Below are 12,316 nucleotides of genomic sequence, written 5' to 3' on the forward strand. Positions count from 1 at the left end.
AACAGCCTCTTCGCTAAGATTTGATTGCGGCTGGGGATGAACGGGCAACGCAGCTTGTAGTGATTGTTTCTGTTTTGTTACAGGGGGCGCTCGACGGCTTTCGCGCCGGCCCTTGAACCTCTGTTGCTTGGACGTTGCAATCCGCCAGATCGCTGCCCTGCCCTACCGCACCGCCGGTCCTGCCGTTGACGCTGCCGTGTCTGTTCTCCTCGTCACGTCGCGGCAGTCCAGGCGCTGGGTGCTGCCCAAGGGCAATCTGGTCGCGGGCCTGAGCGCGCATGACTCGGCCGCGCATGAGGCATTGGAAGAAGCGGGCGTACGCGGCGGCGCCTGTCCCGCGTCCATCGGCCGCTATCGCTATCGCAAGCGGAAGAGCAGCGGCGCCTCCGTGATGGTCGAGGTGGAGGTCTTCCCGATCGCCGTCACCGAAGAGCTCGACGAGTGGGACGAGGATGACGAGCGGGAGCGGCGCTGGTTCTCGCTACGGGAAGCGGCCGACGCGGTACAAGAGCCGGAGCTGAAGGACATCATCTGCTCCTTCCGCGCATCGGAGGTGGCACCTCCCCGTACATTTCCGCTCGCGCCGACGGTGATCGGCCAGAAGACGAGGCAAGGCATGTTTCACTGGTTCCACGCGCTGATGCCGAAGCAGGGCAACTTCTTCGGCCTTTTCGAGGCGCATGCCGCCACCTTACTGGCCGGAAGCGATGCCCTGGTGCGGCTGCTCCAGGGCGGCGACGGCATGGCCGACCATATTCGTGAGATCGAGGAGCGCGAGCATGAAGCGGACGAGATCATCCGCGAGGTGCTGCAGAGCGTGCGCCGCACGTTCCTGACGCCATTCGATCGCAGCGCCATTATCGGCCTGATCGGATCGATGGACGATGCCATCGACCAGATGCAGCAAACGGCTGGCGCGGTCAGCCTCTACGAAGTGAAGGTGTTCGATAATGAGATGCGCGACATGGCGGCAATCATCGTCGATTGCGCGCGCGTCACGGCCGAGGCGCTGCCGCTTCTGCGTGAGATAAAGCCCAACGCCGCCCGTCTGCATCAATTGACCGAGCGGCTGGTCAAGCTGGAGGGACAGGCGGATGACATCCACGCCACGGGCCTGAAGAAGCTGTTTCGGGAAAAAGGCGAGCAGAACCCGCTCGCCTTCGTCGTCAATCGCGAGATCTACAGCCACTTGGAACGGGTGGTCGATCGCTTCGAGGATGTCGCGAACGAGATTGACGGGCTGGTGATCGACCACGCCTGATGACCGCCACGCTCGCCTTTCCTCTGCTGGTCGGGCTGATCGCGCTTGCGCTCGCCTTCGACTTTCTGAACGGCCTGCACGACGCCGCTAACTCGATCGCCACGGTCGTATCGACGCGGCTGCTGTCACCGGTCCATGCGGTTCTGTTCGCCGCTTTCTTCAATTTCGCGGCTTATTGGGTGTTCGGGCTCAAGGTTGCCGAGACAATCGGGAAGGGCATCATCGACAAGGATATTGTCGATCCGCAGGTGATTTTCGGCGCGCTGATCGGTGCGATGTTCTGGAACGTGCTGACCTGGGTGAAGGGCATCCCATCCTCGTCCAGCCACGCCCTGATCGGCGGGCTGATCGGCGCGGGCGTGACCAAGGCGGGCATGGAGGGCATTGTCTGGTCGGGCGTCCTCAAGACCGCGTCGGCGATCGTTTTGTCGCCCACAGTGGGGCTGATCGTCTCGATGCTGATCATGCTGGCGACGTCGTGGCTGTTCTTCCGCGCCACAGCGCAACGGGCCGAGGGGGTGTTCAAGAAGCTGCACCTGCTGTCGTCCGCCGCCTATTCGCTCGGCCATGGCGCCAATGACGCGCAGAAGACGATGGGCATCATCACCGTGCTGCTCTATTCCCAGGGGATGCTCGGCGGCGAATTCCACGTGCCGGGTTGGGTGGTGCTGAGCTGCTATATCGCCATCGCGCTCGGCACGCTTTCGGGTGGATGGAAGATCATCGAGACGATGGGCACGCGCATCACCAAGCTGTCGCACCATCAGGGCTTCAGCGCCTCTGCGGGCGGGTCGATCATGCTGTTCGTGGCGACCGGCCTCGGCATTCCAGTTTCCACCACGCACACCATCACCGGTTGCGTGGTCGGCGTGGGGGCGGCGCGCCGCGCTTCTGCCGTCCGCTGGGGGGTGGCAGGGCGGATCGTGGTCGCATGGCTGATCACCATCCCCGCCTCGGCTGCTGTCGCTGCTCTCTTTTATGCTCTTACAACGTTGTTCTGATGAAACGCTGCCTGTTCCTCGCCCTGACCTCTGTTGCGGCGCCCGCGGCGGCGCAGACCAGTGACGAGCTGCGCGCGATCATCGCGAAGCAGCAGGCACAGATCGACGCGCTGACCGCCCGGCTGACGGCGCTCGAGGCCAAGGCGGAAACGCCGGCGATGGCGTCCCCGCCTCCCGTCGCCGCTACCGCTCCTGCGGCACCTAAGCCTGCCTCGCCGCCGCCAGTTGCCGTCGCCTTCAAGGGGTCGCCCGAATTCACCACCAGCGACGGCTGGCGCTTCAAGCTGCGCGGCCGCGTCAATCTCGATCTGGGCTATGTCAGCAAGCCGGAGAACATCCTTGTCTCGCCCGACCTGGGGCTCCGAACCCGCTTCCGCCGCATCCGGCTGGGCGTGGAGGGCGATACGCCGGGCGGATTTGCCTATAAGGCCGAAGTGGATTTCGCCGACGGCGTTGCACGCGCCGCCGATGTGATGCTGACCTACCGCGCCTCGAAAACAGCGCCGTTCGAGATCGGCCTCGGCCACACCGAGCCATTCAACGGCTTCGAACAGATTTCGAGCTCCCGCTACACCAGCACGATCGAGCGCGGCGAGTATAACGAGGCCTTCGCCAATGTGCGCCGTGTCGGCGCCTTCGCGACCTACATCTCGCCCGACAATGAGCTGCGCGTCTCCGCCGGCGTGTTCGGCGATGCCTTTGGTGCCGACCGCAGCAGCGACCGCTTCACCCTCGCGGGCAGAGCATTCTGGGCGCCCAAGATCGGGGAAACGCAGCTCCATCTCGGCGCCAATGCCTCCTATCGCACCTATCCGGGCTCGCAGCTGGGCTTCGCCTATCGCGCGCGGCCGTTCGTCGCGACGACCGACGCCCGCTTCGTCAACACTGGCAACCTGGCGCTCACCAGCGACCGCATCCTCGGCTATGAGTTCATTGCGATCCGTGGACCCTTTCATTTCATCACCGAAGGCCAGTGGCTGACCGCCAACACGATCCGGCCGGGCCAGCTGCTGGAGCCGAACGAAACGGCGCTCGGCCGCCGCACCAGCTTCGACCCGACCTTTTTTGGCATGGTCGCCGAAGCCGGCTATTTCTTCACAGGGGAAACGCGCGCCTATCAGAACGGGCTTTGGGCGCGAACTCGCCCGCTAAGGCCGCTCGGCAAGGGCGGCATCGGCGCGGTGTCGCTGAACCTCCGCTATGATCACCTGGACCTGAGCGACAGGCGCGGCGGGGCAGGGCCAGAAAACACGGTCGATGGGGGCGAGCAGGAAGGCTATCTGGCCGCCCTGGTCTGGCAGCCGAACGACTATGTCCGCTTCACTTTCCAGTATGCGCATGGCGAGGTGACCGCCGGGCCGCTGCAGCTGATCGTCAACCCGAACGGCATCCTCCCGGTCGAAAAACGCAGCTTCGGCTTCGACACCGCCGCCATCCGCGCGGCCTGGGACTTCTAGGCGAGGGGCGGCCCAACCGCTCCACGCTCAGCGCAGGTTGTCCACCTCCTAATAAGCCGTCGTGCCTGCCTTGGCGCCTTCCGCCTGGGAGAGCGCATCGGCCGGGGACCCTCGACACGGCGGGCCTCAGCAGCGCTTTTCGATCCTGCTTAATCGACGTCTGAGGAGGGGCCCGAACTTGCTCGAAGTGCGCGGGACCACCTGAAAATCGCGTTAGTGGCGAGAGCCATAAGGATGGAAGTCACTAACACCACTACCATGAAGTGGATGTAGTGAAGAGTGATCAATCCCGCAGGCTGCCAGGCGAACGTGTAGGTGCCGTAAAGGGTAATTCCCCAGAGCACGCCGGCGATCGCCGCCTCCGCCCTGACGTTGCGGAAGAGCAGCGCGACGACGAACGCTGAGAGGATCGGCATAGAGGTCAATCCGTTCAGCTGCTGCAGCAGATTGATGATGCTCTCTGCGTTCTGGTAAAGCGGCACGAGCAGGATCGCTAACAGTGTCACAATCGTCGAGACCGTCGCGCTCAGCCGCCAGTGGTCGCGGACCTGGCCGACGAACTGCTCGTGAAAGTCGATGGCGTAGAGTGCGACCGTGCTGTTCAAGACGGCACTGAAGGTCGTGATCACGGCGGCCGCCACCATCGCGGCGAACGCGCCAGCCAGCCAGCCGGGCAATACTTCGCCGACCAGCCGGCCATAGGCTGCGTCTCCGATGTCGCCGAACAGCTTGAAGGCGACAACGCCGGGCACGACGACGATCGGCGGCACGATGAGGATGCGGATCACGGCGGCCGCGACTACACCCTTCTGCGCCTCGCGGATGTTGGGCGCCGCCATCGCCTTTTGCGTCAAATTCTGATTGGTCGACCAATAATAGATCTGGATGAAGATCATGCCGGTCAGCAGCGTCTGCCAGGGGATCGGCGAGTCCGGACCGCCGATCATCGACAGCCGCTCCATCGGTACGCTTGTCACCAGGTCGAAATCGACGGCGGCGAGCGCCAGGAATACGATCAGCAAGGCCAGGCCAAGCACGCCTATGCCTGAATAGGTGTCCATGATCGCAACCGCCTTAAGGCCGCCGAAGATCGTGTACGCGGCGCTGATCACTGCGAGGCCCGTCGCAAAGGCGAGCAGTGGAATGTCCGTCCCGAACAGGGTCCGCATGAAGAGGCTGCCGCTGTAAAGCGCAGCGGGCAGGTAGATCAGCACGTTGCCGAGCAGGAACAGCGCTGAAATAAGCGTGCGGATGCTGCGCCCGCCATAGCGCCTTTCCAGCAGCTCGGTCACCGTCGTGCAGCGCTCACGATAATAGATTGGCACGAACACGAAGGCGAGGATGATCAGACCGACAAAGCCGGCAATCTCCCACCAGGCGAGCAGCAACATCTGATTGCCATTCATGCCGACCAGCTGGTCCGTCGACAGGTTGGTGAGCGTGATCGAGCCGGCGACGAACGGCCAGGTGAGCGCGCCGCCCGCCAGAAACACGTCCTTGCCCGAACCGTCGGGTGAGCTGCGCCGGCGCCCAAGCTTGAGGTATGTGGCAATCGCGACCAGAAGGGTGAGCGCGACGAAAATGGCGACCTGGACGGGTCCGCTCGACGAAAGGCCGGTCTCCACTGCCACCTCCGATAGCTGGTTATTGACGATTAGCACAATAGTGCCTCAAGGGAAGCAGCAATGCCGGACCCGACCTTCTTGCGCCTGGATCGCGGCGACACGAGCCTTGCATTTCATCTGCGGGACGGCGGAGTGGAGCTCCTCTATGCCGGGCCAAGCCTGCCGGGCCACGAGGACGGGGATGCTCTCATTCAGGCGAGGCGACGGGGACACCATGAATCTCAGCCCGACCGTCCCGTCGCGCCGTCGCTGCTCCCGCAAGCCGGTACCGGTTATCTGGGAAAGCCCTCAGTCGCCCTGATGCGCGGGGAGCGACTGACCGTGGCCGGTCTTTCGCTGCTGCGCGTCCATCGGGACCAGTACGGCGCGACCTTCACGTTTGCCGATGCAGCTGCCGGTGTGGACGTGGTTCTCACTTGGCGCATTGCCGCTTCCGGGCTCACCGTCTCGAGCGCAAGGCTGACTAATCTCGGACAAGAGCCGCTGGTCGTGCTCGGCCTCGCATCGCTTACTTTGCCTTTGCCCGATTGGGCGCGCACGCTGGTCCGCTATTCCGGCCGGTGGGCAGGCGAGATGCAGGCCGAGCGCCTCGCTCTGCCCGCCGGCGCGGTCGAGATGGCGTCGCGCGGAGGACGGCCCGGCTTTGGCGGTGGCCAATGGGTCTGGCTCGAGAGCACGGGCGCGACCGAAGAGGCAGGACGGGTCGTCGCGGCGCATCTCGCCTGGAGCGGCGACCACGAGACGCGGATCGAACGCGATGCCGAGGGCGAAGCGGTGCTGTCGATGGCGGCACGCCTCGAACCGGGCGAGGTGGTGCTGCAGCCCGGCGAAAGCTTCGCTACGCCCGACGCGCTGTTCAGGATCACGGATAAGGGGCGGGCGGCGGCGTCGCAGGCCTTTCACGCGCAGCTGCCGCCCAGTCCAGGCCCCCGCAAGGTTCATCTGAACAGCTGGGAAGCGCTTGGCTTTGACATGGACGTGCCGCGGCTCACAGCATTGGCGGACGATGCGGCCGCGCTGGGCGTGGAACGGTTTGTGGTCGACGATGGCTGGTTTGCCGGACGCGCTGACGACCGATCTGGCCTTGGCGATTGGCGGCCCGACCCCGTCCGCTTCCCCGAAGGCCTTCAGCCGATCGTCGATCACGTGCGGGCGCGCAGCATGGACTTCGGCTTGTGGGTCGAACCGGAAATGGTGAGCCCCGACAGCGACCTGTATCGCGCACATCCCGATTGGTGCCTGCATGTAGCAGGCGAGCGCCCGATGCAGCGGCATCAGCTCGTCCTCGACATGACCCGGACGGACGTGACCGCTCATCTGTTCGACGTCATCGACCGACTGCTGTCCGATCACCCGATCGCCTATCTCAAATGGGATCATAATCGCGATCTCTTCCCGCTTGCGGGCAAGGGGCACGCGCAGACGCGGGGGCTTTATAGCCTGCTCGACCGCCTGCGCGCCGCCCATCCGGGGGTGGAGATCGAGACCTGCGCGAGCGGCGGCGGCCGGGTTGATTTCGCGATGCTGTCGCGCTGCCAACGTTATTGGGCGAGCGACAATAATGACGCGATCGAGCGGCTGCGGATCAACCGCGGCTGGTTCCGCTTTCTGCCGCTGCGCGTCACCGGCAACCATGTTGGCCCCAGCCCCAATCCGGTCACCGGCAGGCGGCTCGATATGAGCTTCCGCGCCAAGGTGGCGATGTTCGGCCATATGGGGGTGGAAGCCGAACCCGCCGCCATGTCGCAGCAGGATCGTGCACACTTGGCAGCCCATATCGCGCTGTACAAGGAGTGGCGGCCGGTGCTGCATGAAGGGCGGTTGAGCGAGATCGTTTGCGAAGCGCCAGGCATCTTCGGCTGGTTCGCTTGGCGCGGCGATCTGGGCCTGGCGCTTGCCGCGCAGACGCAGTTCAACCGCGACTTCAACGCTCGGCCGGTGCGGCTGACCGGGCTGGATCCCCGCCGTCAGCACCGGGTCCGACTGACCGAGCCCTGGCCGGCGAAGGCGTCCCGCTACCTTCCCGCGCCGGATCTATGGCGCGAAGGCATTGTCCTGACGGGCACGGCACTGGCTGAAATCGGCCTGGCCTTGCCGCTGACGCATCCGGAGACGGCTTGGCTGATCGCGGTGGAGGCACTTTGATGGCGGACGAAAAGATGCGCCTGGGCGTCTGCTATTATCCCGAGCATTGGCCCGAGGACTGGTGGGCCGACGATGCCCGCCGCATGGCCGAGATGGGGCTGAGCCGTGTCCGTATCGGCGAGTTCGCCTGGAGCCGGATCGAGCCGGAGCCGGGCCGGTTCGACTGGCACTGGCTCGACCGCGCCGTCGACACGCTGCATGCGGCGGGGCTCGGCATCCTCATGGGCACGCCGACGGCAACGCCGCCCAAGTGGCTGGTCGATCGCATGCCGGACATGGTGCCGCTGGACGCACACGGCCGGCCGCGTGGCTTCGGATCGCGGCGGCATTATTGCTTCTCGCATCAAGGATATAGGGGCGAGGCCGCCCGGATCGCCGCGGCAATGGCCGATCGCTATGGCCTGCATCCGGCGATCGTCGGCTGGCAAATCGACAATGAATATGGCTGCCATGACACGGTTGTCAGCTACTCGCCCGCGGCTGCCCAGGCGTTCCGTGCATGGCTGGAAAGGCGCTACGAAACGATTCAGGCGCTGAACGCCGCCTGGGGGAATGTGTTCTGGAGCATGGAGTATCGCTCCTTTGCCGAAATCGAGCCGCCGAATCTGACGGTCACCGAGCCGAACCCGGCGCATATGCTCGACTTTCGCCGCTTTTCCTCCGATCAAGTGGTGGCGTTCCATCAAGTGCAGGCGGAGATCGTCCGGGCCCGGTCGCCGGGCCGCGACATCATCCACAACTTCATGGGCTTCTTCACCGAGTTCGATCATCATCAGCTCGGCCGTGCTCTGGATGTGGCGTCGTGGGATAGCTATCCGCTGGGCTTCCTGGAGCAATTCTGGTTTTCGCCGGAAGAGAAGCAGGCCTATCTGCGCCAGGGCCATCCCGACATCGCGGCGTTCCACCACGACCTTTATCGTGGCTGTTCGAAGGGCCGCTGGTCGGTGATGGAGCAGCAGCCAGGGCCGGTGAATTGGGCCCCCTATAATCCCGCGCCTCTGCCAGGCATGGTCCGGCTCTGGACCCTGGAGGCGATGGCGCATGGCGCCGAATTGGTGTCCTATTTCCGCTGGCGCCAGGCGCCCTTTGCCCAGGAGCAGATGCACGCCGGGCTGCTCCGGCCGGACCGGGCCGATGACCAGGGCGCCGTCGAGGCCCGGCACGCTGCGGTCGATATCGATCGGATCGGTCCGGCCGGCGCGCCGCCTAGAGCCGTGGCGCTGATCTTCTCCTACGATGCGGCTTGGGTCACCGACACTCAGCCACAAGGCCGCGGCTTCAGCGCCCTTCGGTTGGCCTTCGAGACCTATTCGGCGTTGAGGCGGCGCGGTCTCGACGTCGATATCGTCGCGCCCGATGCGCCGCTTGACGGCTATGGAATAGTTGTCATCCCATGCCTGCCGATCTTTCCGGACGCTCTGGTGGACCGGCTGGCGGAGTTCGGCGGCCCGGTCTTGGTCGGCCCGCGTTCGGGCAGCAAGACCGAGAGCTTCAACATTCCGCCCAACCTGCCGCCCGGACCGCTTCACACGCTGGTGCCGCTGCGGGTAGTGCGGGTGGAGTCACTCCGGCCCGGCTGCATCGAAACCGGCGTTGGTGTCGACGTCGGGAAATGGCTGGAGCATGTCGAGACGGACCTGCCGGCCGAGGAGTCGCTGAACAACGGCAGAGCCATCGTCTATCGCTCGGGGCGCATACGCTATGTCGCTTGCTGGCCCGACGCTGCTCTGCTCGACCGGCTGGTCGGCCGCATGGCGGCAGAAGCGGGCCTGTTGACGCTCGACTTGCCTGCAGGCGTGCGCGTGCGTCGTGCCGGAAGACTATGCTTTGCCTTTAATTATTCGCACGACGAGGTCCGCTTGCCCGTGGCCGATGGCCCGGACTTCATCATTGGTGGCGCGGCGCTGGCGCCCGCCGATGTCGCGGTCTGGCGCTCCTGATATTCATCTTGAGGAATGTCTCGATTGCTTCATTCGCGAGCTGTGGTTTCTCCATCGTCGCCCAATGACCGACGCCCGGCAGCCGCACGATTGTCGGCCGCTCGGCATATTCGCCGAAGCGCGACCAGGCCTGCTCGACAAAGGTGCGGTCCTGATCGCCCCAGATCAGCAGCGCGGGAACCTTGATCTTGGGATTGGCTGCCGGCCAGCGCGTTTGTGGCGTGATTGCCTCGAAGCTTGGTATGTTGGCGCGATACCAGTTCATGCCGCCATGGATTGCGCGCGGGTCGGACAGGGCCTTGCGGAACAGCTCTGCCTCTTCTCCCGTCAACGCTCCGCTCTCGACCAGCCCGGCATAGGATTGCCGCGCAATGCGCTCCGCTATGTCCCCGCTCGAGACGCTGGCGAGCGTTAGTGAACGAAAGCGCTGCATATAGGCGGACCGTGCCTGCTGTTCCGGGTCTCGCGCCACCAGATCGAGGAAGAGATTATATGGCGGCGCGCTCAGGCCGACGACCGCATGGAGCCGCTCGGGATAGGCCTGCGCATAAGCGAATCCGAGCGCGGCGCCCCAATCATGGCCGATCAGCACGAAGCGCTCGTTGCCCGCCAGGTGGCGCGCCAGCCGGTCCAGCTGCGCGGCAAGGCGGTCGATCCGATACGGCGCCTCGCCTTCCGGCTTGGCGGATGAGCCGGCACCGAGGCCGTCCACCGCGACCACGCGATAGCGCGATTTCAGCGCCTCCATCTGGTCGAAGAAGGAAAACCAGAGGGATGGGAAGCCATGGTAGAGGATGACGAGCGGTCCGCTCCCCGTTTCAACATAGTGGAGGCGTTCATCGCTGCTGCCGAACGATCCTTCACGGTATTGGACAGGGCCTGCAGTGACCCGGTTAGCGTATTCTACCGCCGGCGTGGCACCTAGTGCCGGACCGACGCCGGCGAGCGCGCTCAGCAGCAGGCAAAGGGTTTCGAGCCACCTCATTGGGCTGTGCTATGCACTATTGCACGTTCCGTCAATAATGCTACGCCTGTCCTATGGCTCGCATTTTCCCGTTCCTTCCAGCTGCTTTGATGGTCTTGTGGGCCTCGTGCGGTCTCGGGCAGGAGAGCGGGAGCGATGTCTTCGGGCAGGCCGAGCAGCTCTACCGGAGCAACTGCGCTGCCTGTCACGACAATGGGGCCGGGGGAGCCCCGACCCGCGCCGCGATCGGCCAACTGACGCCCGCCCGCATCCGCGCCGCACTCGAGACTGGCGTCATGAAGCCGCAGGGCGATGCGTTGACGCCGACCGAGCGCGGGCTGCTGGCCGAGCATCTCGGCGCCAAGCTCCGGGTCGATGCCACTGCCCAGACGAAAGCCTGTACAGGCAGGCTGGAACTCTCCGAAGCACCACTCTGGAACCGCTGGGGCAACAGCCTTCACAACGACCGCTATCAAGAGGTCGCGCAAGGCGGTATCGCGCCGGAGCAGGCGAACAGCCTCGAACTGAAATGGGCCTTCGCTTTCCCGGACGCAGCACGCGCCCGGTCCCAGCCCGCGGTTACGCGAGAAGCGATCTTTACCGGCAGTCAGAGCGGCCGCGTCTACGCGCTGGGCGTGGAGGATGGCTGCGTCTGGTGGACGTTCGATGCCGACAGCGAAGTGCGCAGCGCTCCCACGCTCGGCCAGGACGCGTCCGGTCGCATCGACCGGCTCTATTTCGGCGACTTCAACGCCAATGTTTACGCCGTCGATGCTCGAAGCGGCCGGCTCATATGGAAGCGCAAGGTGCAGGATCATCCAGCCGGCACCATCACCGGCTCGCCGACGCTCCATAAGGGGCGGCTCTATGTGCCGATGTCGTCGACCGAGGTGGTTAGCGCCTATAGCCCCGATTACGAATGCTGCACCTTCAGGGGCGGCGTCGTGGCGCTCGACGCTGCCGACGGACGGCCGCTCTGGCGCAGCTACACAGTGCCGCCGCCCAAGCGTACCGGCGAGAACCCGAAGGGCGTGCCGTCCTGGGGTCCATCCGGGGCGCCGGTCTGGTCTTCGCCCACCGTGGATGCAAAGCGCGGGCTGATCTATGTCGGCACGGGCGAGAATTACTCGTCGCCGGCCACAGACATGAGCGACGCGATCGTCGCTTTCGACATGACCAGCGGGAGAACTCGCTGGGTCCGGCAGACGGTGCGCGGCGACGCCTGGAACGCGGCCTGCGGCCCCAAGAACAATCGCGTCAACTGCCCCGAAGAGGATGGGCCCGACTTCGACTTCGGCGCTCCGCCCATCCTGGTGAAGCTCGCGAACGGCCGCGATCTGCTGCTGGCGGGGCAGAAATCGGGCATGATCTATGCGCTCGATCCGGCGGCGAAGGGTCGCATCGTCTGGCAGCAGCGCGCCGGCATGGGCGGCTTCAATGGCGGCGTGCATTGGGGCATGGCGACCGATGGCCGCACGCTCTACGTCGGGATAGCCGATACACCGGGCCATCTGACCCCGACCGGCCCACCCCGCCAGGGGCTGCACGCCTTCGACGTCTTGACCGGCAAGCCGCTTTGGAGTCGGATCGAGCCGCTTGTCTGCGCCGAAAACAAGCATGAGTGCCGCACTGCGTTGTCCGCGGCGATCACGTTGACGGATGGCATCGTCTTCGCCGGAGCGCTGAACGGCAAGCTCATGGCCTATTCGACAGCGGATGGCCGCACCCTCTGGTCGGTCGACACCCACCGCGCCTTTCCCACCATCAACGGCGTCAAGGGCATGGGGGGTGCGATCGATTCCGCCGGCCCGGTCGTGGCGGGCGGTTTGCTGATCGTGAACTCCGGCTACGACAAATTCGGGCAGATTCCCGGCAATGTCCTGCTCGTTTTCGGACACAAGGAAAGGAAACGCCCGTGACGCG

At 65.0% G+C, this 12,316-nt stretch carries 8 protein-coding genes; 6 read left to right on the top strand and 2 right to left on the bottom strand.

Annotated features, from left to right (window positions below; genetic code table 11):
* Nucleotides 1–139 precede the first annotated feature (139 nt).
* Genes VGT77_RS08090 through VGT77_RS08100 form a run of 3 tightly spaced genes read left to right on the top strand, consistent with a single transcriptional unit; the run spans nucleotide 140 to nucleotide 3,719 of the window.
* The gene (locus VGT77_RS08090; protein ID WP_327461579.1) at nucleotides 140–1,261 is read left to right on the top strand and encodes a DUF47 family protein; all 1,122 of its coding nucleotides are present in this window, start codon (nucleotides 140–142) and stop codon (nucleotides 1,259–1,261) included.
* Nucleotides 1,261–2,262 carry an inorganic phosphate transporter gene (locus VGT77_RS08095; protein WP_327461339.1) on the top strand — a complete coding sequence of 334 codons (1,002 nt, stop codon included), beginning with the start codon at nucleotides 1,261–1,263 and terminating at the stop codon, nucleotides 2,260–2,262. Before VGT77_RS08090 ends, VGT77_RS08095 begins: the two co-directional genes overlap by 1 nt.
* Nucleotides 2,262–3,719 (top strand): porin, encoded by a 1,458-nt coding sequence (locus VGT77_RS08100; protein WP_327461341.1) that lies wholly within the window; start codon nucleotides 2,262–2,264, stop codon nucleotides 3,717–3,719. Before VGT77_RS08095 ends, VGT77_RS08100 begins: the two co-directional genes overlap by 1 nt.
* 149 nt (nucleotides 3,720–3,868) lie before the next feature.
* On the opposite strand, the gene VGT77_RS08105 is transcribed toward VGT77_RS08100, so the two are convergent.
* A complete protein-coding gene (locus tag VGT77_RS08105) occupies nucleotides 3,869–5,380 on the bottom strand; it encodes a sodium:solute symporter family transporter (protein ID WP_327461343.1) in 1,512 nt (503 codons plus the stop codon).
* Nucleotides 5,381–5,404: 24 nt separating this feature from the next.
* Here VGT77_RS08105 and VGT77_RS08110 point away from each other — a divergent pair, with 24 nt between their 5' ends.
* Entirely contained in the window at nucleotides 5,405–7,489 is a 2,085-nt protein-coding gene (locus VGT77_RS08110; protein WP_327461345.1) for an alpha-galactosidase, read from the top strand.
* On the top strand, nucleotides 7,489–9,429 hold the full coding sequence (locus VGT77_RS08115; RefSeq protein WP_327461347.1) for a beta-galactosidase: 1,941 nt from the start codon (nucleotides 7,489–7,491) through the stop codon (nucleotides 9,427–9,429). Before VGT77_RS08110 ends, VGT77_RS08115 begins: the two co-directional genes overlap by 1 nt.
* Here VGT77_RS08115 and VGT77_RS08120 read toward each other — a convergent pair.
* The gene (locus VGT77_RS08120; RefSeq protein WP_327461349.1) at nucleotides 9,377–10,414 is read right to left on the bottom strand and encodes an alpha/beta hydrolase; all 1,038 of its coding nucleotides are present in this window, start codon (nucleotides 10,412–10,414) and stop codon (nucleotides 9,377–9,379) included. The genes VGT77_RS08115 and VGT77_RS08120 overlap by 53 nt on opposite strands.
* 89 nt (nucleotides 10,415–10,503) lie before the next feature.
* Here VGT77_RS08120 and VGT77_RS08125 point away from each other — a divergent pair, with 89 nt between their 5' ends.
* On the top strand, nucleotides 10,504–12,312 hold the full coding sequence (locus tag VGT77_RS08125) for a PQQ-binding-like beta-propeller repeat protein (RefSeq protein ID WP_327461351.1): 1,809 nt from the start codon (nucleotides 10,504–10,506) through the stop codon (nucleotides 12,310–12,312).
* The last annotated feature ends 4 nt before the right edge of the window (nucleotides 12,313–12,316 follow it).

The sequence above is a fragment of the Sphingomonas sp. genome, from assembly GCF_035944535.1.
Taxonomy (GTDB): domain Bacteria; phylum Pseudomonadota; class Alphaproteobacteria; order Sphingomonadales; family Sphingomonadaceae; genus Sphingomonas_B.